Origin of the sequence: Streptomyces sp. NPDC002779 (assembly GCF_042888685.1) — a bacterium.
Classification (GTDB): Bacteria; Actinomycetota; Actinomycetes; order Streptomycetales; family Streptomycetaceae; genus Streptomyces.
In genome coordinates, this window is sequence record NZ_JBIAQC010000009.1 from 19674 (window position 1) to 45571 (window position 25898).

Sequence of the window (25898 nt, forward strand, 5' to 3'; positions counted from 1 at the left end):
TCCTGCGCCCCGGGATCGCCTTCAGGCCGATGTGGGGGCCGTATACCGGAGGAACGCGAGGGACTGCCGCCGGATTCCCGGGGAGGGGTCTCCGCGTCGCGGCGGGCACGGAAACGGCCGCCCCGATGTGCCGGGGCGGCCGTTTCCGTGATGTGCGGGGTCAGACCCTGAGCAGCGCTTCCAGCGGGGCGCCGGCCAGCGCGGGCTCCAGGCGGGCGCGGCCGCCGAGGAAACCGAGCTCCATCAGCACGGCCAGGCCCGAGACCTCGGCGCCCGCCCTGCGGATGAGCTGGATCGAGGCCTCGGCGGTGCCGCCGGTGGCGAGGACGTCGTCGACGATCAGGACGCGGTCCTCGGCGGTGAGGTCCTCGGCGTGCACCTCGATCTCCGCCGAGCCGTACTCCAGGTCGTAGGCCTGGGCGAGGGTGGCTCCGGGGAGCTTGCCCGCCTTGCGCACCGGGATGAAGCCCAGTCCGGCGCGGACGGCGACGGGGGCACCGAGGATGAAGCCGCGGGCCTCCAGGCCGACGACCTTAGTGGCGCCGGTGCGCTCGGCGATCTGCGCGAGGGCGTCGGTGAGCGCGGTGAACGCGGCCGGGTCCGCCAGCAGCGGGGTGATGTCCTTGAACTTCACCCCCGGCTCCGGGTAGTCGGCCACATCACGGATACGGCTGAGCAGCAGCTCCTCGATGCCGGTCATCGCCGCTTCCCCGACGGGCGGCCACGGCCCCGGGTGCGGGACGCGGGCTGGTTGCGGGGGCCGACGACCGCGGGCGCGGCATCGTCCGGCTCGTCGTCGTAGGGCTCGTCGACCGGACCGTCGCCCACCGGCTCACCCTTGGCCGCGGCCTGGGCGCGCTTGGCGAGTACGCGCTTCTTCAGGGCCTTCATCTGCGGCTCGAGCTCCTTGAGATCGGCCACGAGCGGGGTGGCGATGAAGATCGAGGAGTACGCACCGGCGGCGAGGCCGACGAACAGCGACAGCGAGATGTCGTTCAGCATGCCGGCGCCGAGGAAGCCGCCGCCGATGAACAGCAGGCCGGCCACCGGCAGCAGCGCGACCACCGTGGTGTTGACGGAACGCACCAGCGTGCTGTTGATCGACCGGTTGGCGATGTCGCTGTAGGTCCAGCGGGTCTGTTTGGTGATGTCCTTGGTCTGTTCCTTGAGGCTGTCGAAGACGACCACCGTGTCGTAGAGCGAATAGCCGAGGATGGTCAGCAGACCGATCACCGTGCCCGGGGTGACCTCGAAGCCCACCAGGGCGTAGATGCCGACCGTGATGGTGATGTCGTGGATCAGCGCGACGAACGCGGCCACCGCCATGCGCCACTCGAAGGCGATGGCCAGATAGATCACCACCAGGACCAGGAAGATCCCCAGACCCTGCCAGGCCTTGTTGGCGATCTGCTCACCCCAGCTGGGGCCGACCAGCTCGCCGGTGACGTCGTTCTCGTCGACCTTCAGGTCCTTGGCGAGCTCCGCGGAGACCCGGTCGGCCTCCTTGGTCTCGATGCCCGCGACCTGGATGCGCAGCTTGCCGTCGCCGAGCTTCTGCACGATCGCGTCATGGCCGGAGGCCTCTTCCGCGTACTCCTGCGCCTGGGCGACGGAGACGGAGGTCTTCGGGGTGGTGAAGACCGCGCCGCCCTGGAACTCGATGCCCATGTTCAGGCCGCGCACCGCGAGGCCCACGATCGCCGTGATGGTGATCAGGATGGACAGGCCGTACCAGAGCTTGCGGTTGCCGACGAAGTCGTAGCCGACCTCGCCACGGTGCAGTCGGGCGCCGAGGTTGCCGAGCTTCGACATCTCACGCCTCCTTCGGGTCGACGGGGCCGGCGGGACGACGGGTACGGCGCAGCGGCGGCTCGGCCCCCAGTCGCTTGGGGTCGAGGCCGGACCAGGGGTGGCCGCTCGCGAAGAACTTGGTGCGGGCCAGCAGGGTCAGCAGGGGCTTGGTGAACAGGAACACGACCACCACGTCGAGCACGGTGGTCAGGCCCAGCGTGAACGCGAAGCCCTGGACCTTGCCGACGGTGACGACGAACAGCACCGCGGCGGCCAGGAACGACACGAAGTCGGAGACCAGGATGGTGCGCCGGGCGCGCGGCCAGGCCCGCTCCACGGCGGGGCGCAGCGAGCGGCCCTCGCGGATCTCGTCCCGGACGCGTTCGAAGTACACGATGAACGAGTCCGCCGTGATGCCGATGGCGACGATGGCACCGCAGACGGCCGGCAGGTTCAGCGCGAAGCCGATGGCCGGGCCCAGCAGCGACATGATCACGTAGGTGAGGGCGGCGGAGACCAGCAGCGAGGCGATGGCGACGAGCGACAGGCCGCGGTAGTAGACCACCAGGTACAGGATGACCAGGGCGAGACCGATCGCGCCCGCGATCAGACCGGCCTTGAGCTGCTCGCCGCCGAGCGCGGCGGTCACCGTGGTGACGCTGTCCTCGCTGAAGGACAGCGGCAGGGCGCCGTACGACAGCATGTTGGCGAGGCTCTGGGCGGACTCCTGGTCGAAGTTGCCGGAGATCTCGGCGTTGCCGCCGGTCAGGGCCTGGCTGACGCGCGGGTCGGAGACGACCTCGTTGTCCAGGACGATGGCGAACTGGTTCTGCGGGGGCTGGTTCTGCGCCAGCTTGCCGGTGATGTCACCGAACTTCTTGCGGCCCTCGCCCGTGAACTTCATGTTCACGGTCCAGCCGGCGCCGGTCGTGGTGGCGAAGGCGGCCTCGGCCTCGGCGACGTCCGTGCCGTCGACCTCGGCGGGGCCGAGGATGTACTTCTGCCACTGGCCCGGCGTGCTCTGGCCGCAGGCCACGGTCGGCTCGGTGGGCTTGGCGCCGTCACCCGCCTTGGCGCGGGCCGTCTCGTCGGTGCAGTCGAGGGCCGCGTACTGGGCTTCGAGCTTGCTGGTGTCCGCGGCGCCGGAGGCACTGGCGGACGGCGAGGCGCTGGAGCTGGGGCTCGCCGATCCGGTGGGGTCCGCCTTGAGGGCGTCGGTGACCGCGCGGCCCTGGGAGGTGGCGCTCGCCGAGGGGGTGCCGGTCGCCGAGGGGGACGAGGAGGAGGTCGCCTTGTCGGTCGCCTTGTCCGTGGCGCTGCTGGAGGCGCTCGGCGACGGGCTGGTCGTCGCGGCGGCGCCGGCGGCCTCGGTGGCGATGACCGGGCGGAAGTACAGCTTGGCGGTGGTGCCGACCTGGTCCCGGGCTTCCTTGGAGTTCGTGCCCTTGGGGATGTTGACGATGATGTTCTTGTCGCCCTGGGTCTGGACCTCGGCCTCCGAGACACCAAGACCGTTGACACGCCGCTCCATGATCTCAACGGCGGTGTCCATGTTGGTCTTGTTGATCGCGGATTCCTGGCCCGGCTCGGCCTCCGCGCGCAGCGTGATGCTCGTACCGCCGGCCAGGTCGATGCCCAGGCGCGGGGTGGTGTGCCCGGAGAGGAACATTCCTCCGGTGAGCGCCACGATGGCGATCAGAATGAGGGCCAGCGAGCGCCCCGGCCTGCTCTGGGCGCTCGCGCTCCGGCCCTTCTTAGGTGCTGCCACCTTCTCGTACTCCCTCTCGGGCCGCCTCTCGCCGGGTGGGCGCCGGCGGCCATGCCATGTAGTCGGGATGCCGTGCGAGAGCCACGCGTGCCCGGGGCGCGCGGGTCACGCCCGCGCGCTCCGGGAAGCGGCTACTTCGCGCCGGATTCGCCGTCGGACTTCTTCGGCTCGCTGTCGGCCTTCGCCTCGGCGGCCGCGACGTCGTCGGCGGGCTCCGCGTCCGCGTCCTTCTTCCCGAGGTCGACGGACTTCTCGTCGGAGGCGGCGGCAGCGTCGTCGGGCTCGGTGAGGGAGGAGGCGTCGTCCGGAACGATGTCGGCGTCGGCCTTCAGGTCGTGCTCGACGCCGTGGACGATGCGGTTGTACTCGTCGTCCGAGAGGACGGCGCCGATGGCGTTCTTCGCGAAGAGCAGGTCCACGCCCGGGCCGGCGTCGAGGAGGACGGTGTCCTCGTTGACCTCCTTGACCGTGGCATACATGCCCCCGATGGTGCGGACGCCGGAACCGGGCTGCATCTGGTTCCGCATGTCGGCGGCCTGCTGCTGCTTCTTCTTGGCCGACCGGGTCATCAGGAACATGGCCCCGATGAGCACGATGAACGGGAGGAGGGTCACGAGACTCACGGGTCGGAACTTCCTTCACACGACCGCGATGGTGAGCGGCCTGATGGTTGGGGGTGTATGTGCCGCCGACAACGGCGGCATCGGCGGAGTCTAAGCGAGTCCGCGTGCAAGGAACAACGCTCAGCATGGCACCGAGGTTCCTGACCCGGCCAATGCCCGCGCCGGGCGAGCCCCGGCACGGGGTCCTACGCCCCGAACAGGTCCCCTTGTCCGTTTCCGGCCGCCGCGGAGCGGGGCGGGGTGAGGCCGAGATGCGCCCATGCGGCGGGCGTGGCCACCCGGCCCCGGGGTGTACGGGCCAGCAGGCCCTCCCGGACCAGGAAGGGCTCGGCGACCTCCTCGACCGTCTCGCGCTCCTCGCCGACCGCGACGGCGAGGGTGGACAGGCCGACCGGCCCGCCGCCGAACAGCTTGAGCAGGGCCTCCAGCACCCCCCGGTCCAGCCGGTCCAGGCCCCGGGCGTCGACCTCGTAGACCGCGAGGGCCGCGGCCGCGATGTCCTTCGTGATCACGCCGTCGGCCTTGACCTGGGCATAGTCGCGCACCCGGCGCAGCAGCCGGTTGGCGATGCGGGGCGTGCCACGGGAGCGGCCGGCGATCTCGGCGGCGCCGGCGGAGTCGATCTCGACGTCGAGGAGGTGGGCGGAGCGGTGGATGACGCGCTCCAGCTCGGGCGGCTCGTAGAACTCCATGTGCGCGGTGAAGCCGAAGCGGTCGCGCAGCGGGGGCGGCAGCAGTCCCGCGCGGGTGGTGGCGCCGACCAGGGTGAAGGGGGGCAGCTCCAGGGGGATGGCGGTGGCGCCGGGGCCCTTGCCGACGATCACGTCGACGCGGAAGTCCTCCATCGCCATGTACAGCATCTCCTCGGCGGGCCGGGACATGCGGTGGATCTCGTCGAGGAAGAGGACCTCGCCCTCCTGGAGGGAGGAGAGGATCGCCGCGAGGTCGCCGGCGTGCTGGATGGCGGGCCCGGAGGTGATGCGGATCGGGGCGCCCATCTCGGCCGCGATGATCATCGACAGGGTGGTCTTGCCGAGGCCGGGGGCGCCGGAGAGCAGGACGTGGTCGGCGGTGGCGCCCCGCGCGCGGGCGGCGCGCAGGACCAGGTCGAGCTGTTCGCGGACCTTCTCCTGGCCGATGAACTCGTCCAGGTCCTTGGGGCGCAGCGCCGCCTCGACGGCCTGGTCGTCCCGGTCGGCGGACGCGCCGACGAGCCGCTCCTCGGCGGGGGTGTCGGTCGTGTCGTCCCAGTTCACGGCAGTTCTCCTCGGTACGGGCTAGCGGGCGCGGTTCAGCGTCTGGAGGGCCGCCTTCAGCAGCTGCCCCACTTGCGGCGTGCCCTCGGCCGCCTCCGCCTGGGGCGCCACCGCGGACACGGCCTCGTCCGCCTCCCGGGTCGCGTACCCGAGGCCGATCAGCGCCGCGTGCAGCTGGTCGCGCCAGCCCTGGGTGACCGGTGCGCCGACGGCGGGGGCGCCGATCGGCTCGCCGAGCCGGTCCTTGAGCTCCAGCAGCAGTTTCTGGGCGCCCTTCTTGCCGATGCCGGGGACGGCGGTGAGTGCCTTCTCGTCGCTGGTCGCGACGGCTCTGCGCAGGGCGTCGGGCGCGTGCACGGCGAGCATGGCCTGCGCCAGGCGGGGTCCGACCCCGCTCGCGGTCTGGAGCAGCTCGAAGACCTGGCGCTCGTCGTCGTCCACGAAGCCGTACAGGGTCAGCGAGTCCTCGCGGACCACGAGGGAGGTGGTGAGTTTCGTCTGTTGGCCCATGCGGAGCCCGGAGAGCGTGTTCGGCGTGCACTGGACCGCGATGCCGATCCCGCCCACCTCGACCACCGCGGAGTCGGGGGCGAGGGCGGCGACCGGGCCGCTGACGAAGGCGATCATGTCGTACGGCCTTTCGATGCGTGCAGGGCCACGGCCTGCTGGAGTCGGTTCTGGGCGGGGGCGCGCCAGATGTGGCAGATGGCGAGCGCGAGGGCGTCGGCGGCGTCCGCGGGCTTGGGCGGCGCGCTGAGCCGCAGCAGCCGGGTGACCATGGCGCCGACCTGGGCTTTGTCGGCGCGGCCGCTGCCGGTGACGGCCGCCTTGACCTCGCTGGGGGTGTGCAGGGCGACCGGGATGCCACGGCGGGCGGCACACAGCATGGCGACGGCGCTGGCCTGGGCGGTGCCCATCACGGTGCGGACGTTGTGCTGGCTGAACACCCGCTCCACGGCGACGCATTCGGGCCGGTGCTCGTCGAGCCACTGCTCGATGCCCTGCTCGACGGCGACGAGGCGCTGCCCCAGCTCGGCGTCCGCGGGCGTACGCACGACCCCGACGCCGAGCATGGTGAGCGGCCGGCCCGCGACTCCCTCGACCACGCCGACCCCGCACCGCGTCAGGCCCGGGTCCACCCCCAGTACGCGCACTGAGCGCCCCTCCTTCGATCGCCTGTTTGTGCAGGCTATCCGCCGGCACTGACAACGGCGGCGGGCCGGTGGGTGTGTCCCACCGGCCCGCCGGTATCCGCTCGGTCCGCGGCAGGGGTTACGCGTCGACCTTCTCCATGATCTCGTCGCTGACGTCGAAGTTGGCGAAGACGTTCTGCACGTCGTCGCTGTCCTCGAGCGCGTCGATCAGCTTGAAGATCTTCTTCGCGCCCTCCTCGTCGAGCTCGACCTGCATGGTCGGGACGAAGTTGGCCTCGGCGGAGTCGTAGTCGATGCCGGCTTCCTGGAGGGCGGTGCGCACCGCGACCAGGTCGGTGGCCTCACTGAGCACCTCGAAGGACTCACCGAGGTCGTTGACCTCCTCGGCGCCGGCGTCCAGGACGGCGCCGAGGACGTCGTCCTCGGTCAGCTCGCCCTTGGGGACGATCACGACGCCCTTGCGGTGGAAGAGGTACGACACCGAGCCCGGGTCGGCCATGTTGCCGCCGTTGCGGGTCATGGCGACGCGGACGTCGGAGGCGGCGCGGTTGCGGTTGTCGGTGAGGCACTCGATGAGCACCGCGACACCGTTGGGGCCGTAGCCCTCGTACATGATCGTCTCGTAGTCGGCGCCGCCGGCCTCGAGACCGCCACCGCGCTTGATCGCGGAGTCGATGTTCTTGTTCGGGACCGAACTCTTCTTGGCCTTCTGGACGGCGTCATAGAGCGTCGGGTTGCCGTCGAGGTCGACGCCGCCCATGCGCGCCGCGACCTCGATGTTCTTGATCAGCTTCGCGAAGAGCTTGCCGCGCTTGGCATCGATCACGGCCTTCTTGTGCTTCGTCGTGGCCCATTTAGAGTGGCCGGACATCTGCCTGTCTCCTTCGCGTAACCCGTCTATGAACGAACGCCAGAGATCCTACAAGGACTCGGCCGCCCGGGTGGCGCGCACCATCTCGACGAAGAGCCCGTGCACGCGGTGGTCACCGGTCAGTTCCGGGTGGAACGACGTGGCGAGCGCGTTGCCCTGGCGGACCGCGACGATGTGGCCGTCGTGCTCGGCGAGCACCTCGGCCTGGGCGCCGACGGATTCCACCCAGGGGGCGCGGATGAAGACGCCCTCCACAGGATCGCCCGGGATGCCCGTCACGTCGAGGGCCGCCTCGAAGGACTCGTTCTGGCGTCCGAAGGCGTTGCGGCGCACGATCATGTCGATGCCGCCGACGGTCTCCTGGCCCGAGCGCGGGTCGAGGATCTTGTCGGCGAGCATGATCATGCCGGCGCAGGTGCCGTAGACGGGCAGTCCGGCACGCACGCGTGCGCGCAGCGGCTCCATGACGCCGAACAGGACGGCGAGCTTGGAGATGGTGGTGGACTCGCCGCCGGGGATGACCAGGCCGTCGATGTCGTCGAGCTCTTCGGGGCGCCGCACCGGCCTGGCCACGGCGTCGGCCGCGGCCAGGGCGATGAGGTGCTCCCGTACGTCGCCCTGGAGTGCGAGCACTCCGACCACGGGAGCGGTCATCACCAGCCCCGGTTCGCGTAGCGCTCGGCCTCGGGGAGGGTGTCGCAGTTGATGCCGACCATGGCCTCGCCGAGGTTGCGGGAGGCGTCCGCGATGATCTTCGGGTCGTCGTAGAAGGTGGTGGCCTTCACGATGGCGGCGGCGCGCTTGGCGGGGTCGCCCGACTTGAAGATGCCGGAGCCGACGAAGACTCCCTCGGCGCCGAGCTGGCGCATCAGCGCGGCGTCGGCCGGGGTGGCGACGCCGCCGGCGGAGAACAGCACGACCGGCAGCTTGCCGAGCTCGCTGACCTCCTTGACCAGCTCGTACGGGGCGCGCAGCTCCTTGGCGGCGGCGTACAGCTCGTTGTTGTCGAAGCCGCGCAGCTTGGCGATCTCGTTCTTGATCTGGCGCAGGTGGCGGACGGCCTCGACGACGTTGCCGGTGCCGGCCTCGCCCTTGGAGCGGATCATGGCCGCGCCCTCGGCGATGCGGCGCAGGGCCTCGCCCAGGTTGGTGGCACCGCAGACGAAGGGGGTGGTGAACGCCCACTTGTCGGAGTGGTTGACCTCGTCGGCCGGGGTGAGGACCTCGGACTCGTCGATGTAGTCCACGCCGAGGGACTGCAGGACCTGGGCCTCGACGAAGTGGCCGATGCGGGACTTGGCCATCACCGGGATGGAGACCGCTTCGATGATGCCTTCGATCATGTCCGGGTCGGACATACGGGCCACGCCGCCGTCCTTGCGGATGTCGGCCGGGACCCGCTCCAGGGCCATGACGGCGACGGCGCCCGCGTCCTCGGCGATCTTCGCCTGCTCCGGCGTGACGACGTCCATGATCACGCCGCCCTTGAGCTGCTCGGCCATGCCGCGCTTCACGCGGGCGGTGCCGGTTGCGGGAGCCTGGTTCTCGGTGCTGGACACGGGTTGACCTCACATATGTGAAAAGAGGGTTGCTACTGCACCGAGGAAACGCGAATGGGCCAGGCCACAGCAAGGGCCAATGGTCAGGCGGTGGATCCTTTTCGGGTACGGCGGCCTAGTACTGCAACGGTGCTTGTTCTGAGTGCTGGGCAGTTTTCAAGGGCTGTGTCCACGTCGTTTGTAGTGACTGAGTCGTGCTTGATACTGGCGTCTGCGGCGCCATGTCGACCAGTGCAGGATGTGGTCGACCGGGGTGGGACGGCGGTCGGTGAGACGGGTGATCAGGCGTCGGATTTCGGCGAGGCTGAGGTGGATGAGCTGGGAGGATCCGTTTCTGCTTTGTCCGCGTTCAGTTGTCGGGCTCGCAGGACGGTCAGGCAGGCGTGGGCGGCCATGGCCAGGGTCATGTGGCGGTGCCAGCCGGGATAGCGGCGGACCTGGTAGTCGTCCAGGCCGCACTCCTGCTTCGCGGTCTGGAAGCACTCCTCAACAGCCCAGCGGCTGCCCGCGATGCGGATCAGCTCGTCCAGTGTGGTGTCGGCCGGGCAGTAGGCGATGTAGTAGGAGATCTCCTCGGGCCTGTTGACGCTGCGGCGGGCGAGAACCCAGTGCCGGCGGTCCTCGCGGTGCCAGGGCCTGACCTCGATGCGGGCCCAGTCGTAGATGCGCCTGCCGTGAGCTCCTTCACCGCAGGAACGGCGTTTCCACTTCTGCCGCGCAAGGCCGGGGAACAGGTCGTGGACGGGGTGGTCGATGGACCAGCGGGTGACGACGGTGTCGTGGCGGGTGGTGGCCATGACGTGGAAGACATCAGCCTGTTCCAGCTCGAACCGCCAGCCCTTGCTGAACCCATAGGCAGCGTCTGCCGTCACCCACCGGAACGGGACCTTGTCGGCGATGGCCCGGCGGACCATCGCCTTGGCCATCGCCACCTTCGTTTCGAATACGACGCTGTCGTCGATGCCGGCCCGACGGCAGCGTTCCCGGTCGTCCGTCCAGGAGGTGGGCAGGTAAAGCCGCCGGTCGATCAGAGTGCGTCCGCGGCTCGTGGCGTAGGCGAGGAAGACGCCGATCTGGCAGTTCTCGGTGCGTCCGGCGGTGCCGGAGTACTGCCTTTGCACGCCGGCCGAGCGGATGCCCTTCTTCAGGAACCCGGTGTCGTCGACGATCAGGACGGCATCCTGGTCTCCGAGGTGTTCGACGACGTAGTCGCGTACGTCGTCCAGGACCTCGTCGGCGTCCCACTCGATGCGGTTGAGCAGTCGGTGGATGCGATCGGGGCCCGCGTGCCCGGCCTCCTCCGCCAGTGTCCAGCCGTTCTTTCGCTCCAGCGGAGCGATCAGTCCGCGCATGTATGCCAGTGCCGACTGGCGCGGCTCCTCCCGGTTGAACCGGTGCACGAACCGGTCATGCATCGCCTCGAGTTCACCAGCCCACAACCTGACATCAGCAAGGTCCCCACCCATGACCACATCAACGACCGAGCTGGCCAGCAGTCACGGCAAGCACCGTTGCAGTACTAGGCGGACCGGTCCGTGAGCGCCGACGGGGGCTCGTCGTCCATCTCGAAGGCCAGCGGGAACGGCGCGTGGCCGGCCAGCCGGAACCAGCGGACCTTGTAGTGCCGGCGCAGCGAGCGGGCGGCGCGTACCGCGTCGTTGTGGAAGCGGCGGGCCATCGGCACCCTGCGCACCGCCTCGGTCAGTTCGCGGGCGGCCTCCTCTCCCCCGGGCGCCTGGCGGACCGCCTCGACCTGCTGGGCCTCGGCGAACACGGCCCGCAGCGCCTGGCTGAGTTCGCTCTCGGCGACCTCCCGGTGCTCCTCCTCGGCCTGCCGGGCGGCGTGGGCTGCCTCGTAGAGGACGATCGAGGCGGCCGGGTCGAGCACTCCGGAGGTGGCGAGTTCCTGGGTCACCGAGGCCCGCCTGAGCAACTGGGCGTCCAGGGCGGCACGGGTCGCGTCGATCCGGGCGTGCAGCCGGTCCAGACGACCCGCGGTCCAGCTCAGATACAGGCCGATCGCGACGAGGGCGACGAGGATCCAGATGAGGGTTGCGGTCACGGGCGGCAAGGTTACCGAGACCCCACCGGCACGCTACGAGCACCCACGCGCAAGCGGGCCGGACCCGAGGGCGAGGCGTGCCACGCCGCCCCGCCGGGACCACACGCACTTACGCGGCGAGCGCCCGCCCAAACGGGCCAAGGCCCAAGGGCCGAGCGCCCCACGTCCCGCCCCAGCCGGAACCACACGCGCTCACGCGGCAAGCCCCGCCCGAACAGGCCAGGGCCCAAGAGCCGGCATCCCACGCCACCCCGACCAGGACCACACGCGCTCACGCGGCGAGGGCCCGCCCAAACGGACCGGAGCCCAAAGGCCGGGCACCCCACGCCACCCCGACCAGAACCACACGCCCCCACGCGGCAAGCCCCCGCACAAACGGACCGGAGCCCAAAGGCCGGGCACCCCACGCCACCCCGACCAGAACCACACGCCCCCACGCGGCAAGCCCCCGCCCGAACAGGCCAGGGCCCAAAAGCCGGGCATCCCGCGCCACCCCGACCAGGACCACACGCGCTCACGCGGCGAGGGCCCGCCCAAACGGACCGGAGCCCAAAGGCCGGGCACCCCACGCCACCCCGACCAGAACCACACGCCCCCACGCGGCAAGCCCCCGCACAAACGGACCGGAGCCCAAAGGCCAACCGCCCCACGCCGCCCCCGGCCGGCACCACGCGCGCTGACGCCAAGAACGGCGCCGAGTCGCACGCCCGCATGCCCCAGCCCGACCCCTCAGGGTGCCGCCACTCGGCCCAGGGTGTCCGCAACACTCCTCCGGCCTCCGGGCACGCGCCTTGCCGCTGGCCCCCGACCTGCGCACGACGATGCGGGCACCGACCCGACGAGCCCCGCAGCACCTGCGCGTGCCGAGCCACCCCCGCCCCTCTGCACGCCCGCTGAGACCGCGCCACCCATACGCGCGCCTCACGACGAACCTACGCACGCATACCCGTACCGCCGCCCCAGCTTCCACACACGGCCGGCCCTGCCAAGCGGCGCCCCCGGCTCAGTCCCGCGCCAACCCCAGCCGTGCCCGCAGCCCCGGGAACCGGTCCGTGCGGTCGTCCGCGGCTACCGCTGTCGTTCCGTCGGTCACCGTCTCGTACACCGACAGGATGTCCGCGCCGACCGTCGACCAGTCGAACCGCCGGACATGGGCGCTGCCCCGCTCGCGCAGTTCCGCGCGCCGGGCCGGGTCCTCCAGCAGCCGTACCGCCGCCTCGGCGAGCGCGTCGGCGTTCTCGTTGGCGAACAGTTCGCCCGCCGCTCCCTGGTCCAGTACCTGGGCGAAGGCGTCCAGGTCCGAGGCGAGCACCGGCGCCCCCGCCGACATCGCCTCGACCAGGATGATCCCGAAGCTCTCGCCGCCGGTGTTGGGGGCGACGTACAGGTCGACACTGCGCAGGAAGCGTGCCTTGTCCTCGTCGCTGACCATGCCGAGGAACTCCACGCGCGAGCGCAGTTCCCGCGGCAGGTTCTCCACCGCCTCCTCCGCGTCACCGCGCCCGGCGACCAGCAGCCTGGCCTGCGGCCGCGCGGCGAGGATCCGCGGCAGCGCCTTCATCAGCACCGGCAGGCCCTTGCGCGGCTCGTCGATCCGGCCGATGAACCCGATCGTGTCACCCTGCCACTCCGGCTTGGGCTCGGCCTTGGCGAAGAAGTCGACGTCGACGCCGTTGGGGATGACGACCGCGTCCCCGCCCAGGTGCTCCACCAGCGTGCGGCGGGCGTACTCGCTGACCGCGATCCGCGCGCTGATCTTCTCCAGGGCGGCCTGGAGGATCGAGTACGCGGCGATCATGGCCTTGGAGCGCGGGTTGGAGGTGTGGAAGGTCGCGACCAGCGGGCCCTGCGCGGCCCAGCAGGCCAGCAGCCCGAGGGACGGCGAGGACGGCTCATGGATGTGCACGACGTCGAACGCGCCGTCGTGCAGCCAGCGCCGCACCCGCGCGGCCGACAGGAAACCGAAGTTCAGCCGGGCCACCGAGCCGTTGTACGGCACCGGGACGGCACGGCCGGCCGAGACCACGTACCGCGGCAGCGGGGTGTCGTCGTCGGCGGGGGCGAGCACGGACACCTCGTGGCCGAGGCGGATGAAGTACTCGGCCAGGTCCCGGATGTGGAACTGGACGCCGCCCGGCACGTCCCAGGAATACGGGCAGACGATGCCGATCCTCACGACGAGCCCTTCGCGGAGTCGAGATCGGCCACCCACAAGCGCTGCAGCATGTGCCAGTCCTCCGGATGCTCGGCGATCCCCGTGGCGAAGGCGTCGGCCAGCGCCTGTGTCATGACAGACGTCTTCTCGGCCCGGGTACCTGTCTCGGGCACCTCGACCGGGGGATGCACCCGGCCCCGCATCATGCGCGGGCCGTCGTACCAGAGCGTCGCCGGAAGCAGCAGCGCGCCCGTGTGCTGGGCGAGCAGCGCCGGTCCGGCCGGCATCCGGGCCGTCTCGCCGAAGAACTTGACCTCGACGCCGGAGGCGGACAGATCCCGGTCGGCGACCAGGCAGACCAGGCCGCCGTCGCGCAGCCGCCGGGCCAGCGTGCCGAACGCGGAGCCGCCGCTGTGCGGCAGCACCTCCATGCCGAGGCCCTCGCGGTAGGCGACGAACCGGTCGTAGAGGGTCTCCGGCTTCAGCCGCTCGGCGACCGTCGTGAACGGTGTGTTCATCGCGGTGGTCGCATAGGCGCCGGCCAGGTCCCAGTTGCCGAGGTGCGGCAGCGCCAGGACAACGCCCTTGCCGGCCGCCAGGCCCTCGGTCAGGCGGTGCAGGTCCTTGATCTCGACCCCGGTCCTGATGCGTTCCGCGCTCCAGGCCGGGAGCCGGAAGGACTCCATCCAGTAGCGCAGGTACGAGCGCATGCCCGCGCGGGAGAGCTCGGCGAGGCGCTGGGGGCTCGCGTCGGGCACCACGCGCGCGTAGTTGCTCTCCAGCCGCAGCACGCCCTGGCCGCGCCGCTTCCACGCGGCGTCCGCGATCGCCTGACCGAGCCGTACCGCGACCGGCTCGGGCAGCTTCTTCACGGTGCTCCAGCCCAGGCCGTACAGCGCGTCCGTCAGCCGCTCCCGGGCGCTCATTTCGCGGCCTCGCTCCCCCGCGCGGTGCTCCCCTGCCCGGTGCTCCCGGCCGCGTCCGCCTGGTCCGCCTCGGCGGATTCCCGGCGGACGGTGACGACCCGCTGGATCAGCGTGATCAGGCTGCCCACGGCGACGATCCACAGCGCGACGGGCAGCAGGTACTGGATGCCGGGCACCCCGAAGGCGTGCAGGCCCGCGAGTCCGGCCGCGACCAGGGAGATCACCAGCCGCTCGGCCCGCTCGATGAGACCGTTCACGGCGACCGGCAGCCCGATCGACTCGCCCCGGGCCTTGGTGTACGACACCACCTGGCCGCTCGCCAGGCAGAAGATGGAGACCGCGCACAGGACGAGGTCGTCGCCGCCCCCGGCGTACCAGAGCGCGAAGCCGCCGAAGACCGCGCCGTCGGCGACCCGGTCGAGCGTGGAGTCCAGGAAGGCGCCCCAGCGGCTGGAGCGGCCCAGCTGGCGGGCCATGTTGCCGTCGACGAGGTCGGAGAACACGAAGAGCGTGATCACGACCGTGCCCCAGAAGAACTCGCCCTGCGGGTAGAACACCAGCGCGCCCGCCATCACGCCGGCGGTGCCGATCAGCGTGACCGTGTCAGGGCTGACGCCCCGCCGGATCAGAAACGCGGCGAACGGTGTGAGGACACGCGTGAAGAATGCACGCGCGTACTTGTTCAGCATGGCCTTCCCGAGGTTCGGTGTGGCCGCGCGGCCCCTGCTGGCCACCGGCTGGCCCATCGTAGCCACGCGCGCGTGGCCGCGGCGGCCGGGCGCCGGTTCACGGGACGGACAGGAGGGGCGGGCGGGAGCGGCGGGCGCGATCGCGTCCGCCGTATGGACGCACCGTGACGGGAGTGGAAAGCTCGAAGAACCGCGGGCGTCACCGGAGCCGCCACCGAACGCGGAGTCGCACGTCCGCGCCCACAGAAGACCTCACCGTGCACGGGAGGCAAGGCCATGGGCGACAAGGCGAACGCACACCCCGGAGCCGCCGGCAGGGCAACAGCGGCCGACCACCCCGCGTCCGTACGGAATGTGGTGCTGGTCGGCCACTCCGGATCGGGCAAGACGACGTTGGTGGAAGCCCTCGCGCTCACCGCGGGGGCAGTGAACCGGGCGGGCCGCGTGGAGGACGGCGGCACCGTTTCCGACTACGACGACATCGAGCACCGCCAGCAACGCTCGGTACAGCTCTCCCTGGTGCCCGTCGAATGGGACGGCATCAAGGTCAACCTTCTGGACACCCCCGGATACGCCGACTTCGTCGGGGAACTCAGGGCCGGTCTGCGAGCGGCGGACGCGGCCCTCTTCGTCGTCTCGGCCTCCGACGGCGTGGACGGCTCGACCCGCATGGTGTGGGAGGAGTGCGCGGCGGTCGGCATGCCGCGCGCCATCGTGATCACGCACCTGGAGTCCGCGCGCGCGGACTACGAGGAGATGACGCGGATCTGCGCGGACGCCTTCGGCGCCGACGACCCCGACGCCGTGCTCCCGCTCTACCTGCCGCTGCACGGCCCGCCGGCACCGGACGGGCACGCGCCGGTGACCGGCCTGATCGGGCTGCTGTCGCGGAAGCTGTTCGACTACTCCTCCGGGGAGCGCAAGGAGTCCGAACCCGGAGAGGACCTGCTGCCGCGGATCGAGGAGGCCCGCAACCGGCTCATCGAGGGGATCATCGCCGAGAGCGAGGACGAGACCCTCATGGACCGCTATCTCGGCGGCGAGCAGGTCGACGTCAAGACACTCATCCAGGACCTGGAGCGGGCCGTCGCGCGAGGGGTCTTCTTCCCCGTCCTGGCCGCCGCCCCCGCGGCCGAGGGCGCCCGGCAGGGCCTCGGCACCATCGAGCTGCTGGAGCTGGTCACCGGCGGCTTCCCGACCCCGCTGGAGCGCGAGGCGCCCCGGGTCACCACGATCGACGGCAAGCCGCGCGAGCTGAAGCTGTGCGATCCGGACGGGCCGCTGGTCGCGGAGGTGGTCAAGACGGCGTCGGACCCCTACGTCGGCCGGGTCTCGCTCGTCCGCGTCTTCTCCGGCACCCTGCGCCCCGACCAGACGGTCCATGTCTCGGGGCACGGCCTCGCCGACCGCGGGCACGAGGATCACGACGTCGACGAACGGATCGGCGCGCTGTCCCGGCCGTTCGGCAAGCAGCAGCGGGCCCTGACCCACTGCATCGCCGGCGACCTCGCCTGCGTGGCGAAACTGAACCGCGCGGAGACCGGCGACACCCTCTCCGCCAAGGACGACCCGTTGCTGATGGAACCGTGGGAGATGCCCGACCCGCTGCTGCCGCTGGCCATCCAGGCGCACAGCAAGGCCGACGAGGACAAGCTCTCCCAGGGGCTGTCCCGGCTGGTCGCCGAGGACCCCACCATGCGTCTGGAGCAGAACCAGGACACCCACCAGGTGGTCCTGTGGTGCCTCGGCGAGGCCCACGCCGACGTGGCCCTGGAGCGGCTGCGCAACCGCTACGGCGTCCAGGTCGACGTCGTACCGCACCGGGTCTCCCTGCGGGAGACGTTCGCCGCCAAGTCGGCCGGGCGCGGGCGGCATGTGAAGCAGTCCGGCGGGCACGGGCAGTACGCCATCTGCGAGATCGAGGTCGAGCCGCTGCCCGGCGGCTCGGGCATCGAGTTCGTGGACAAGGTGGTCGGCGGAGCCGTGCCGCGGCAGTTCATCCCCTCCGTCGAGAAGGGCGTACGCGCCCAGGCCGCCAAGGGAGTCGCGGCCGGCCATCCGCTCATCGACGTCCGGGTCACCCTCACCGACGGCAAGGCGCACTCGGTGGACTCCTCCGACGCCGCCTTCCAGACGGCCGGCGCGCTGGCCCTGCGGGAGGCCGCGGCCGACGCGAGGATCCACCTCCTGGAGCCGGTCGCCGAGGTGAGTGTGCTGGTCGGCGACGAGTACGTGGGCGCCGTGATGAGCGACCTGTCCGGGCGGCGCGGCCGGGTGCTCGGCACCGAGCAGACCACGGGCAACCGCACCCTGGTCCGCGCCGAGGTGCCGGAGATCGAGATCGGCCGGTACGCCGTCGACCTGCGCTCCCTCTCGCACGGCACCGCCCGCTTCAACCGCTGCTACGCGCGGCACGAGCCGATGCCGCCGCAGGCCGCTGAGAGGGTCCGCGAACAGACCCGGGAATCCGCGTAGTTGGTACCGGGCACCAGCCGGGCGGGGCCGAACGGGTCCCGCCCGGAAGGCCTTTGTGCAGCGCTCCCCTCCGCGCCGGCGGGCGGCTTCGGCCGTCCGCCGACGAACTGCCGGTGGCTGCGGATACCCTGATGACCTGATCAACAGGTGTGCGGGGCAGGGAAGTCGGGAAGGCCGCAGAACGACAGTGGCGGCGATCGGGGGCGGGAATGACCGTTGACAGCGGCTACGGGGACATCTTCGGTCCCCAGGTGCCGCGCACGGGCGACGAGGGACAGACGGCGACGTTCGCGCTGGCCTCGGCGGCCTACCGCGACACCGGCGTCGAGCAGATCCTGGACGCCAACAGCGAATGGCACCAGTCCGCCGTCAAGGCGGGCAAGATCAAGCTGTTCCGGCCGAACCTCGGCGAGGCCTTCTCCCGCGCGGTCGTCGACCGCATGATCGGCCCCGGCCGCAAGCCCCTCATCCAGTCCTTCGGCGCCGAGCCGCAGGTCGTCGTCGAGCACTGCCTGGCGGCCAACAACATCCGCAAGGATCGCGACAACCGCCTGACCGTCGTGATGGTCCTGTGCGGCGTCCTCTTCCTGCCCGGACTGCTCGCCTGGCTGCTCGTCTTCCAGCTGCGCACCAGCATGACCAGGCGCGAGGACCGGCGGGTCGGCGCGCTCGCCACCGTGCTGCTCGTCGCCGTCGGCGCCCTCGCCATGCTCTTCCTGGTCAAGATGCCGTTCACCGGCTTCTGGGCCTGGTATGCGCGCGCCTCGCTCGTCCTGCCCGTCATCGGCTGGTACCTGGCCAAGCAGATCTGCGAGCGCACGGCCGCGGACCTGCGCGAGCGCTGGGACGGCCTGCTGGCCGGCAGCAGCGTCGGCGCCAAGGTCCCCGAGGCCGTCCCCAGCAGCCCCGGCGAGAACGCGGCCGAGCAGCTCCGCCAGTCCCTGGCCAAGCTCAGCGCCGAACAGCAGTCCAACTCCGTGTTCTACGCCGGCCCCAAGGGCATCCTCGGCATGGGCACCCGCTGGGGCAGCTGGCAGCTCGCCGAGGATCTCGTCTCCGCCGACCCCACCCGCGAGATCCACCCCTTCCGCAGCTGGGACGTCATACGGTCCATCCACGACCAGCTGAAGATGCTGGCACGCGGCCCGCTGAACACCGGCGGCTTCCCGACCCCGTCCATACGGCACTGGGTCGTCACGCCGATCGGCGAGAACGCCAAGGCGGTGGCCCGGCCCGGCGGCACCGACGTCGAGGCCTACCAGGTCAAGCAGCACGCGATACAGGAGATCTGCAACAAGCAGCAGTTCGGCGCGGGCGACCGGCACTACCTGGGCGTGCAGTGGACCCTGTGGGACGGACAGCTGGTCATCACCATGCTGATCACGGTCACCGTGCTGCACGAGACCCTGCGCATCGAGGTCACCGGCCACGCGCTCGGCCCGGTGCACCCGCTGTTCACCTCGAAGTCCGAGGCCCCCACCAGGGAGGTCAGCAAGTCCCTCAAACCCTGGGAGACCCGGACGATCAAGCTGCCGCTGGTCAACGCCGACGAGGTGGTACGCCTCGCCGCCCGCGCCCCGCTCGGCTGGTACCCGCCGCTGCTGAACTGGCTCGGCGGCAGCCTGAGCCTGCCGGAGCCGTTCGGCCTGCGGCACGCCTGGGCCGACAAGCCGTGGCGGCACCGCTTCATGGCCGACGACGCCCTGCGGGCGGCCACTCCGGTGCTGCGGGTGGTGCACGCGGCGGCGATCAAGGTGCTGGAGGAGAACGGCGTGAACACCGAGAAGTTCGGGGCACGGTCCGCGTTCCTCAGTACGGCGGTGCAGGACCCGGCGCCCCGAAAGGCGGACGTGTACGACGCGTGACGGCGGCGGGCGCCGGTCCGGCGGACGGCGCCCGTCCCCACGTCATACGGCCGGCCAGGCCTCCGCCAGCATCTTCCTGGTGTCCGCCAGCAACTGCGGCAGCACCTTGGTGTGCCCCACCACCGGCATGAAGTTCGTGTCGCCGCCCCAGCGCGGCACGACGTGCTGGTGCAGATGGGCCGCGATCCCGGCACCGGCGACCGTGCCCTGGTTCATGCCGATGTTGAAGCCGTGCGCCCCGGACGCGGTGCGCAGAGCCGTCATCGCCTGCTTGGTCAGAGCCGCCAGCTCGATGGTCTCCGGCTCGGTGAGATCGGTGTAGTCCGCGACATGGCGGTAGGGCACGACCATCAGATGGCCGCCGTTGTACGGGTACAGATTCAGCACCGCGTACACCTGCTCACCGCGCCGGACGACGAGACCGTCCTCGTCGGATTTGGCCGGAATCGAACAGAAGGGACAGCCGTCGTCGGCCCCGGGGCCGGTCGGCTTGTTCTCGCCCTGGATGTAGGCCATCCGATGGGGTGTCCACAGACGCTGGAACGCGTCCTGCGTCCCCACTCCCCACTGCTGCTCCGGCTCACTCGTCATGCCATGCAGCATATGGCGTCGCCCGTTCGAGCCGTGTCGCCGGGGCTCGCGGGACGGCGGCTCGGGCGAAGCTGGGCCCGTGTACGAAGACGACCGTCGGGGCCGCTGGGAGCAGCGCACCGAGGTGCCGCTCGCTGTGGCGTCCGTCGCCTTCCTCATCGCCTACGCGGTCCGCGTCCTGGCCACCGGTCCGACCGGGTTGGGACCGGATGTGACCCTGGCGGTGATGCTGGGCGCCTGGGCGCTGTTCGTCGTGGACTACGCGGTCCGCTGGCGCCTCGGCGGCCAGGGGCTGCGTTTCGTACGGACGAACTGGCTGGACGCGCTGGTGGTGCTGCTGCCGCTGCTGCGCCCGCTGCGCATCGTCCGGCTGTACGAGGCGGTCCAGCGCCGGCACGGGCAGCCCCGGCTGTCGCTGTACGCGCGCGTGATCACCTACGCGGGGGTGTCGGCCGTGCTGCTCGGCTTCGCGGGCGCCCTGGCGGTGTACCAGCAGGAGCGCGGGGCGCCCGGCACCTCCATGCACACCTTCGGGGACGCCGTCTGGTGGACCTGCGCCACGCTCACCACGGTCGGCTACGGCGACGTCACCCCCGTCACCTTCTGGGGCCGGCTGATCGCCGTCGGCATGATGGCGGGCGGCCTGGCCCTGCTCGGCGCGGTCACCGGCTCGTTCTCGTCGTGGCTGATCCAGGTGTTCTCCCGGGAGGACGACGAAAGGCCCCCGGGGAGCTGAACTCTCCAGGGGCCCGACAGCCGGATCAGACCTGCGTCCGCTCCTCGACGACCTTCGCGATCTTCGCGAGGGCCTCCTCGAAGGGGATGCCGTTCTCCTGCGAGCCGTCGCGGTAGCGGAACGACACCGTGCCGCCGTTCATGTCGTCGTCCCCCACGATGATCATGAACGGCACCTTCTGCTTCTGCGCCGTCCTGATCTTCTTCTGCATGCGGTCGGACGACGAGTCCACCTCGACCCGCAGCCCCTTGCGCTTGGCCTCCGCGGCGAACTTCTCCAGGTACTCGACGTGCGCGTCGCCGACCGGGATGCCGATCGCCTGCACCGGCGCCAGCCACGCCGGGAAGGCGCCCGCGTAGTGCTCCAGCAGCACCGCGAAGAACCGCTCGATGGAGCCGAACAGCGCACGGTGGATCATGACCGGGCGCTGCTTGGAGCCGTCGGGGCCGGTGTACTCCAGGTCGAAGCGCTCGGGCAGGTTGAAGTCGAGCTGGATCGTCGACATCTGCCAGGTACGGCCGATGGCGTCCTTGGTCTGCACGGAGATCTTCGGGCCGTAGAAGGCGGCGCCGCCCGGGTCCGGGACCAGCGGCAGGCCCTGCTTCTCGGCGACCTGGCGCAGCGTCTCGGTCGCCTCCTCCCAGACCTCGTCCGAGCCGACGAACTTCTCCGGGTCCTTGGTGGACAGCTCCAGGTAGAAGTCGGTCAGACCGTAGTCCCGCAGCAGCCCGAGCACGAAGGTGAGCGTCTTGTCGAGCTCCTCCGACATCTGCTCGCGGGTGCAGTAGATGTGCGCGTCGTCCTGCGTGAAGCCACGCGCCCGGGTGAGGCCGTGCACGACGCCCGACTTCTCGTACCGGTACACGGTCCCGAACTCGAAGAAGCGCAGCGGCAGTTCACGGTACGAGCGGCCGCGCGCGTCGAAGATCAGGTTGTGCATCGGGCAGTTCATGGGCTTGAGGTAGTAGTCCACGCCCTCGTCGAGCTGCATGGGCGGGTACATGCCGTCGGCGTACCAGTCCAGGTGCCCGGACGTCTCGAAGAGCTTCCCCTTCGTGGCGTGCGGGGTGTAGACGAACTCGTAGCCCTCTTCCTCGTGCCGACGGCGCGAGTAGTCCTCCATCACGCGGCGGACGATGCCGCCCTTGGGGTGGAAGACGGCGAGGCCGGAGCCGATCTGCTCCGGGATGGAGAACAGGTCCAGCTCGCTGCCCAGCTTGCGGTGGTCGCGCTTCTCGGCCTCGGCGAGGAAGTCCAGGTAGCCCTTGAGCTCGTCCTTGGAAGGCCAAGCGGTGCCGTAGATGCGCTGGAGCATCGGGTTCTTCTCGCTGCCGCGCCAGTAGGCCGCGGCGTTGCGCATCAGCTTGAACGCCGGGATCAGGCGGGTCGAGGGCAGGTGCGGACCGCGGCAGAGGTCCTTCCAGCACAGCTCGCCGGTCTTGGCGTCCAGGTTGTCGTAGATCGTCAGCTCGCCGGCGCCGACCTCGACGTCCGCGCCGTCGTCGGAGGACGCGGCGCCCTTGAGGCCGATCAGCTCCAGCTTGTAGGGCTCGTCCGCGAGTTCCGCGCGGGCGGCCTCGTCGGTCACCACGCGGCGGGCGAACTTCTGCCCGCGCTTCTGGATCTCCTGCATCTTCTTCTCGATGGCCTTGAGATCCTCGGGCGTGAACGGCTTCTCGACGTCGAAGTCGTAGTAGAAGCCGTCCTTGACCGGCGGTCCGATGCCGAGCTTGGCCTCGGGGAACAGCTCCTGCACGGCCTGCGCCATGACGTGCGCGGTGGAGTGGCGCAGGATGTTCAGGCCGTCCTCGGAGGAGATCTCGACGCCCTCGACCTCCTCGCCGTCGGCCAGGACGTACGACAGGTCCCTGAGCTCGCCGCCCACGCGCGCGGCGATGATCGAGCGCTCGCCTGCGAAGAGCTCGGCGGCCGTAGTGCCCGTCGTCACCACGCGCTCTTCCCGCTCGGAATCGCGATGGATGATCACACGGACGTCTGACACCGGTCTCTCCTGACTGAAGGGGGGCTGCGGCGCCATACCGGGAGCGCACGCATGACGGGATCGTACCGACCCGCACCCGGTCAGGGCGAAATCAATCCCCTCCGCAGGCTTCCTCGAAGCAGTCGAGATTCTCCTGGAGCGACTTCATCAGCCGGTCCCGTTCCGCCTCGTCGACCTGCACGGGTACGACGCCACGGACGCCGGTGAGCTTGCGGAAGCCGCCCCGGCTCTCCAGCCGCCCGTGCACCCGCACCGGCAGTCCGACCAGGTGGGCGTGGCCGGCGATCCGGTAGGACTCCTCGTCCAGGGTCAGCCGGACGTGCGGGATCTCGGCGCCGGCCAGCACCCGCAGCCGTACCGCCCCCTCGCCGCGCGGCCCCGACCGGCGCATCCGGACCACGGCGCCGGTGACGCGCACCGCCACGGACGGTTCCGCGCGCAGATAGCGGGCCCCGGCCTCGCGCAGCACCGGCAGGTCGCCCGGGGAGAACTCGACGGCCTCGGCACCGGCCGCACAACCGTCGGGGACCGCGGCGGCGGGCGCCCACTCCACCGCGATGCGCGCGCCCTCGGTGCCCCGGACGAGGGCGATCAGGGCCTCGGTGAGTTCGCGGCTGACGCCGGCCTCGACGGCGCCGTCGAAGGCGTCCATGCCGCCGGTGGCGCGCCGGTAGTCGATGGCCTCGCGGGCGGCGTACAGCGCCTGGTGCAGGCGTACGGCGAGCGGGCGGCCGGTGCCGACGGGCACGAAGGCGGTCAGGTTCCGGCCGCCGGCCGGGGAGCCGACCAGGACGTTCTCCAGCATCGCGGCAGCGGGGCGGCGGTGCCGGGCGCCGTGGTAGCCGGCACGCGCGCGGGTGGCGAGGGCGGCGGCGAGGAGTGTCTGGCGGGCGGCGCTGCGCAGCTGCTCCTCGACGGTCCAGGAGGTGGTGCCGGCGGGGCCGGTGGGCACGTCCCGCCACCAGCGGATCTCGTCGCTCGGTACGGCGAGGCAGACCAGCACCTCGCGGGCGGAGGGAGTGCCGCTGCGGGCGAGGGCGGCGAGCGCCTCGCCGAGCAGGTCGTCGCTGTCGGGGAAGGCGCGGCTCTCGGGCACGAGCAGGCTGGTCCCGCCGCCGTCCGGTCCGGGCGGGGTCCAGCGGCCGTAGCGTCCCGCGGCGCCGCCGCGGCGCCGCCAGCCGTGCCGGCGCAGCAGGGCGCTGAGGACGGCGGGGTCGACCTGGTCGGGCTCGGGGGGCCGGTACCAGCCGGCGGGGTCGGCCGGGTGCGGCCCGACCGGCCGCCGGGGCTCCTCGATGGGGCGGTGCGTCATGGTATGCCTCCCGTCCCGACCCGCGTCATGATCTCGCACAGCGCACGGTCGTCGAAGATGCGTGCGGTCGGGATCCGCACGGTGGTCCGGGTGCGGCCGGTGACCGGATGCCCCGCGAGGTTGACCCAGTAGCAGCAGTGCCTGAGGTCGAGCCGGTCGTGGCTGGCGCGCAGCCAGTCGTCCGGTGAGCGCGGGACGAGCATCACGACGAGGATCTTGTGCACGGAGACCGGGGTGCGGGCGAGCTTGCGCAGGTGGTCGTTGTCCAGCGTGAAGGAGAAGGTGCGGCCCGGGGGGTTGGGCGGGATCTGGTAGGTGGCCTTGAGCTGCACCTTGATGGTGACCTCGTCGTCGACCGTGTGGCCGGGTGCGCTGTGGCTGACGTGCCAGTCGATGCCGTTGTCCGGGAACGGCTGCGACAGCGAGCACCCGGCGGCCGCCGCGACGGCGTGCAGATAGCCCACCTGCAAGGTCTCCATGCAGGCGGTGGTGGCGAGTGTGCCGCGATGGGGGCCCGTGCGCTCGGGCAGCAGCCCGCTCCGCTCGGGCTGCGCTATCGCCATGACGAACAGCCTTCCACGCCAAAGGAATCCCCCTGCCGGGCCGCTGAACTGCAAGGACCCGCACTCCTGTTCTGTCCTTCGGGCGTACGGCGCAAACAGCCCGGGTATCACCGAACCGGCAGAAGACGGTGCGTCAGCTGCCGTGGGTGAGCGAGGGGTTGTGGAGATATGGCGAGCTGGTATGAGGGCCCGCTGGCGGCATTCGACACGGAGACGACCGGCGTACATGTCGAGACCGACCGGATCGTGTCGGCGGCGATCGTGGTCCAGGACACCCCGGGCGCCCGGCCGCGGGTGACCCGGTGGCTGGTGAACCCGGGCGTGCCGGTGCCGGAGGCGGCGACGGCGGTGCACGGACTGACGGAGGAGCAGCTGCAGCGCAACGGCCGCTGGCCCGCGCCGGTGATGCACGAGATAGCCGCACGACTGGCCGAACAGGCCCTGGCGGGACGCCCGTTGGTGGTGATGAACGCGCCGTTCGACCTGACGATCCTCGATCGTGAGCTGCGCCGCCATCGGGCGTCGTCCCTGGACCACTGGTTCGAGACGGCTCCGCTGCTGGTGCTCGATCCGAGGGTGCTGGACAAGCATCTGGACCGCTATCGCAAGGGCCGGCGCACGCTCACCGACCTGTGCGCGCACTACGGGGTCGCCCTGGACGGCGCGCATGACGCGGGCGCGGACGCGCTGGCCGCGCTGGAGGTCGTACGGGCGGTGGGGCGCCGTTTCGCGGCACGGCTCGAGCGGCTCTCACCCGCCGAACTGCACATGCTGCAGGCGGTGTGGCACGCGGCGCAGGCCCGGGGGCTCCAGGCGTGGTTCGCGCGCAGCGGCACGGAGGAGGCGGTGGACCCGGCGTGGCCGCTGCGTCCGGATCTGCCGGCGGCGGCATGAGAAAAGGCCGGTCCGTACGGACCGGCCTTCTTTCCCGGTGGGCGATACTGGGTTCGAACCAGTGACCTCTTCGGTGTGAACGAAGCGCTCTCCCACTGAGCTAATCGCCCGGGAACGCACTGAACCATACAGGCCTTCGCGGGTTTCCTTCAAACCGCTTCCAAGTGCGCGGCAAGGCCCCGCCGTCCGGCCCGCATCATCAGCCAGTGGTTGGCGCGGAAGACGGGCCGTCCGGGCACGGCCAGTGCGCGCATCAGCGGCTTGCGCACGTCGACGACCTGCTCGTAGCGGGCCAGGCTGCCGGTGCCGTCCGGGGTGACGGTCCAGCGGGCCCAGCCCTCCAGGTCGCCGGAGAGGGCGATCTCCAGCACCCCGGCGGCCGGATCGCGCCGCGTCTCCCGCGCGGTGAAGGTCAGGTCGTACGGCAGCAGGGAGCGGATGCGCACCACGCCGCCGGTGTCGTCGAGCCGGTTCACCTCGCGCACCTGGGGCCACCAGCAGGGGTAGTCGTCGGCGCGCTCCAGGGCGGTGTAGACGGCGGCGGGCGGCGCGGGCAGGGGCCACAGGCTGCGGAATCGGTAGTGGGACCAGTCCATGGGCCGAGTG

At 71.1% G+C, this 25898-nt stretch carries 24 protein-coding genes and 1 tRNA gene; 4 read left to right on the forward strand and 21 right to left on the reverse strand.

The window, feature by feature from the left end; all coding sequences use genetic code 11:
* Positions 1 to 160 precede the first annotated feature (160 nt).
* The 15 genes from ACFYW5_RS24650 to pgsA form a co-directional block, all read right to left on the reverse strand.
* The gene (locus tag ACFYW5_RS24650; protein ID WP_389419244.1) at positions 161 to 700 is read right to left on the reverse strand and encodes an adenine phosphoribosyltransferase; all 540 of its coding nucleotides are present in this window, start codon (positions 698 to 700) and stop codon (positions 161 to 163) included.
* Complete coding sequence (secF, locus tag ACFYW5_RS24655) at positions 697 to 1812, reverse strand: protein translocase subunit SecF (protein WP_389419245.1); 1116 nt, start codon at positions 1810 to 1812, stop codon at positions 697 to 699. The genes ACFYW5_RS24650 and secF overlap by 4 nt, the downstream gene beginning before the upstream one ends.
* 1 nt (position 1813) lies before the next feature.
* Entirely contained in the window at positions 1814 to 3559 is a 1746-nt protein-coding gene (gene secD, locus ACFYW5_RS24660; RefSeq protein ID WP_389419246.1) for a protein translocase subunit SecD, read from the reverse strand.
* A 131-nt stretch (positions 3560 to 3690) separates the two neighbouring features.
* On the reverse strand, positions 3691 to 4182 hold the full coding sequence (gene yajC / locus ACFYW5_RS24665; RefSeq protein ID WP_389419247.1) for a preprotein translocase subunit YajC: 492 nt from the start codon (positions 4180 to 4182) through the stop codon (positions 3691 to 3693).
* Positions 4183 to 4367: 185 nt separating this feature from the next.
* Positions 4368 to 5438 (reverse strand): Holliday junction branch migration DNA helicase RuvB, encoded by a 1071-nt coding sequence (gene ruvB, locus ACFYW5_RS24670; protein WP_389419248.1) that lies wholly within the window; start codon positions 5436 to 5438, stop codon positions 4368 to 4370.
* 21 nt (positions 5439 to 5459) lie between these two features.
* Positions 5460 to 6065: a Holliday junction branch migration protein RuvA gene (gene ruvA / locus ACFYW5_RS24675; protein ID WP_389419249.1), complete on the reverse strand. Its 606-nt coding sequence runs from the start codon at positions 6063 to 6065 to the stop codon at positions 5460 to 5462.
* Positions 6062 to 6592: a crossover junction endodeoxyribonuclease RuvC gene (ruvC, locus tag ACFYW5_RS24680; protein ID WP_389419250.1), complete on the reverse strand. Its 531-nt coding sequence runs from the start codon at positions 6590 to 6592 to the stop codon at positions 6062 to 6064. The genes ruvA and ruvC overlap by 4 nt, the downstream gene beginning before the upstream one ends.
* A gap of 118 nt (positions 6593 to 6710) precedes the next feature.
* The gene (locus ACFYW5_RS24685; protein WP_389419251.1) at positions 6711 to 7463 is read right to left on the reverse strand and encodes a YebC/PmpR family DNA-binding transcriptional regulator; all 753 of its coding nucleotides are present in this window, start codon (positions 7461 to 7463) and stop codon (positions 6711 to 6713) included.
* 48 nt (positions 7464 to 7511) lie between these two features.
* Positions 7512 to 8117 carry a pyridoxal 5'-phosphate synthase glutaminase subunit PdxT gene (gene pdxT, locus ACFYW5_RS24690; RefSeq protein WP_389419252.1) on the reverse strand — a complete coding sequence of 202 codons (606 nt, stop codon included), beginning with the start codon at positions 8115 to 8117 and terminating at the stop codon, positions 7512 to 7514.
* Positions 8117 to 9022: a pyridoxal 5'-phosphate synthase lyase subunit PdxS gene (gene pdxS / locus ACFYW5_RS24695; RefSeq protein WP_389419253.1), complete on the reverse strand. Its 906-nt coding sequence runs from the start codon at positions 9020 to 9022 to the stop codon at positions 8117 to 8119. The genes pdxT and pdxS overlap by 1 nt, the downstream gene beginning before the upstream one ends.
* A 281-nt stretch (positions 9023 to 9303) precedes the next feature.
* Positions 9304 to 10488, reverse strand: a complete 1185-nt coding sequence (locus tag ACFYW5_RS24700) for an IS701 family transposase (protein ID WP_389419254.1) — start codon at positions 10486 to 10488, stop codon at positions 9304 to 9306.
* A 53-nt stretch (positions 10489 to 10541) separates the two neighbouring features.
* Positions 10542 to 11084: a hypothetical protein gene (locus tag ACFYW5_RS24705; RefSeq protein ID WP_389419255.1), complete on the reverse strand. Its 543-nt coding sequence runs from the start codon at positions 11082 to 11084 to the stop codon at positions 10542 to 10544.
* A 1003-nt stretch (positions 11085 to 12087) separates the two neighbouring features.
* Positions 12088 to 13260 carry a glycosyltransferase family 4 protein gene (locus tag ACFYW5_RS24710; protein ID WP_389419256.1) on the reverse strand — a complete coding sequence of 391 codons (1173 nt, stop codon included), beginning with the start codon at positions 13258 to 13260 and terminating at the stop codon, positions 12088 to 12090.
* On the reverse strand, positions 13257 to 14165 hold the full coding sequence (locus ACFYW5_RS24715) for a phosphatidylinositol mannoside acyltransferase (protein WP_389419257.1): 909 nt from the start codon (positions 14163 to 14165) through the stop codon (positions 13257 to 13259). Before ACFYW5_RS24715 ends, ACFYW5_RS24710 begins: the two co-directional genes overlap by 4 nt.
* Complete coding sequence (pgsA, locus tag ACFYW5_RS24720; RefSeq protein ID WP_389419523.1) at positions 14162 to 14911, reverse strand: phosphatidylinositol phosphate synthase; 750 nt, start codon at positions 14909 to 14911, stop codon at positions 14162 to 14164. The genes ACFYW5_RS24715 and pgsA overlap by 4 nt, the downstream gene beginning before the upstream one ends.
* A gap of 219 nt (positions 14912 to 15130) precedes the next feature.
* On the opposite strand from pgsA, the gene ACFYW5_RS24725 reads away from it, so the two are divergent.
* Together ACFYW5_RS24725 and ACFYW5_RS24730 are read left to right on the forward strand one after the other, a co-directional pair.
* On the forward strand, positions 15131 to 17329 hold the full coding sequence (locus tag ACFYW5_RS24725; RefSeq protein WP_389419258.1) for an elongation factor G-like protein EF-G2: 2199 nt from the start codon (positions 15131 to 15133) through the stop codon (positions 17327 to 17329).
* Positions 17330 to 17538: 209 nt separating this feature from the next.
* Positions 17539 to 19194, forward strand: a complete 1656-nt coding sequence (locus tag ACFYW5_RS24730) for a hypothetical protein (RefSeq protein WP_389419259.1) — start codon at positions 17539 to 17541, stop codon at positions 19192 to 19194.
* A 42-nt stretch (positions 19195 to 19236) separates the two neighbouring features.
* Here ACFYW5_RS24730 and ACFYW5_RS24735 read toward each other — a convergent pair whose 3' ends face one another.
* Complete coding sequence (locus tag ACFYW5_RS24735) at positions 19237 to 19797, reverse strand: HIT family protein (RefSeq protein WP_389419260.1); 561 nt, start codon at positions 19795 to 19797, stop codon at positions 19237 to 19239.
* Between the two features lie 67 nt (positions 19798 to 19864).
* Here ACFYW5_RS24735 and ACFYW5_RS24740 point away from each other — a divergent pair, with 67 nt between their 5' ends.
* On the forward strand, positions 19865 to 20521 hold the full coding sequence (locus ACFYW5_RS24740) for a potassium channel family protein (protein WP_389419261.1): 657 nt from the start codon (positions 19865 to 19867) through the stop codon (positions 20519 to 20521).
* A 25-nt stretch (positions 20522 to 20546) separates the two neighbouring features.
* Here the strand turns inward: ACFYW5_RS24740 and thrS are convergent, their stop codons facing one another.
* The 3 genes from thrS to ACFYW5_RS24755 form a co-directional block, all read right to left on the reverse strand.
* Entirely contained in the window at positions 20547 to 22523 is a 1977-nt protein-coding gene (gene thrS / locus ACFYW5_RS24745; RefSeq protein WP_389419262.1) for a threonine--tRNA ligase, read from the reverse strand.
* A 91-nt stretch (positions 22524 to 22614) separates the two neighbouring features.
* The gene (locus tag ACFYW5_RS24750) at positions 22615 to 23835 is read right to left on the reverse strand and encodes a hypothetical protein (RefSeq protein ID WP_389419263.1); all 1221 of its coding nucleotides are present in this window, start codon (positions 23833 to 23835) and stop codon (positions 22615 to 22617) included.
* Complete coding sequence (locus tag ACFYW5_RS24755; protein WP_389419264.1) at positions 23832 to 24398, reverse strand: DUF4365 domain-containing protein; 567 nt, start codon at positions 24396 to 24398, stop codon at positions 23832 to 23834. The genes ACFYW5_RS24750 and ACFYW5_RS24755 overlap by 4 nt, the downstream gene beginning before the upstream one ends.
* 168 nt (positions 24399 to 24566) lie before the next feature.
* Here ACFYW5_RS24755 and ACFYW5_RS24760 point away from each other — a divergent pair, with 168 nt between their 5' ends.
* Positions 24567 to 25292, forward strand: coding sequence for a 3'-5' exonuclease (locus ACFYW5_RS24760; RefSeq protein WP_389419265.1), 726 nt, complete (start codon positions 24567 to 24569; stop codon positions 25290 to 25292).
* A gap of 38 nt (positions 25293 to 25330) precedes the next feature.
* On the opposite strand, the gene ACFYW5_RS24765 is transcribed toward ACFYW5_RS24760, so the two are convergent.
* Together ACFYW5_RS24765 and ACFYW5_RS24770 are read right to left on the reverse strand one after the other, a co-directional pair.
* Positions 25331 to 25402: transfer RNA gene (locus tag ACFYW5_RS24765), tRNA-Val, on the reverse strand.
* A gap of 39 nt (positions 25403 to 25441) precedes the next feature.
* Positions 25442 to 25888: an SRPBCC family protein gene (locus ACFYW5_RS24770; RefSeq protein ID WP_389419266.1), complete on the reverse strand. Its 447-nt coding sequence runs from the start codon at positions 25886 to 25888 to the stop codon at positions 25442 to 25444.
* Positions 25889 to 25898 lie beyond the last annotated feature (10 nt).

What these genes read in the sequence shown, in the direction of transcription:
- ACFYW5_RS24650 (WP_389419244.1), bottom strand. Translation starts at nt 700, where the DNA reads ATGACCGGCATCGAGGAGCTGCTGCTCAGCCGTATCCGTGATGTGGCC.
- secF (WP_389419245.1), bottom strand. Translation starts at nt 1,812, where the DNA reads ATGTCGAAGCTCGGCAACCTCGGCGCCCGACTGCACCGTGGCGAGGTC.
- ruvA (WP_389419249.1), bottom strand. Translation starts at nt 6,065, where the DNA reads ATGATCGCCTTCGTCAGCGGCCCGGTCGCCGCCCTCGCCCCCGACTCC.
- ACFYW5_RS24685 (WP_389419251.1), bottom strand. Translation starts at nt 7,463, where the DNA reads ATGTCCGGCCACTCTAAATGGGCCACGACGAAGCACAAGAAGGCCGTG.
- pdxT (WP_389419252.1), bottom strand. Translation starts at nt 8,117, where the DNA reads ATGACCGCTCCCGTGGTCGGAGTGCTCGCACTCCAGGGCGACGTACGG.
- ACFYW5_RS24700 (WP_389419254.1), bottom strand. Translation starts at nt 10,488, where the DNA reads ATGGGTGGGGACCTTGCTGATGTCAGGTTGTGGGCTGGTGAACTCGAG.
- ACFYW5_RS24715 (WP_389419257.1), bottom strand. Translation starts at nt 14,165, where the DNA reads ATGAGCGCCCGGGAGCGGCTGACGGACGCGCTGTACGGCCTGGGCTGG.
- pgsA (WP_389419523.1), bottom strand. Translation starts at nt 14,911, where the DNA reads ATGGGCCAGCCGGTGGCCAGCAGGGGCCGCGCGGCCACACCGAACCTC.
- ACFYW5_RS24725 (WP_389419258.1), top strand. Translation starts at nt 15,131, where the DNA reads ATGGGCGACAAGGCGAACGCACACCCCGGAGCCGCCGGCAGGGCAACA.
- ACFYW5_RS24730 (WP_389419259.1), top strand. Translation starts at nt 17,539, where the DNA reads ATGACCGTTGACAGCGGCTACGGGGACATCTTCGGTCCCCAGGTGCCG.
- ACFYW5_RS24735 (WP_389419260.1), bottom strand. Translation starts at nt 19,797, where the DNA reads ATGCTGCATGGCATGACGAGTGAGCCGGAGCAGCAGTGGGGAGTGGGG.
- ACFYW5_RS24750 (WP_389419263.1), bottom strand. Translation starts at nt 23,835, where the DNA reads ATGACGCACCGCCCCATCGAGGAGCCCCGGCGGCCGGTCGGGCCGCAC.
- ACFYW5_RS24755 (WP_389419264.1), bottom strand. Translation starts at nt 24,398, where the DNA reads ATGGCGATAGCGCAGCCCGAGCGGAGCGGGCTGCTGCCCGAGCGCACG.
- ACFYW5_RS24760 (WP_389419265.1), top strand. Translation starts at nt 24,567, where the DNA reads ATGGCGAGCTGGTATGAGGGCCCGCTGGCGGCATTCGACACGGAGACG.
- ACFYW5_RS24770 (WP_389419266.1), bottom strand. Translation starts at nt 25,888, where the DNA reads ATGGACTGGTCCCACTACCGATTCCGCAGCCTGTGGCCCCTGCCCGCG.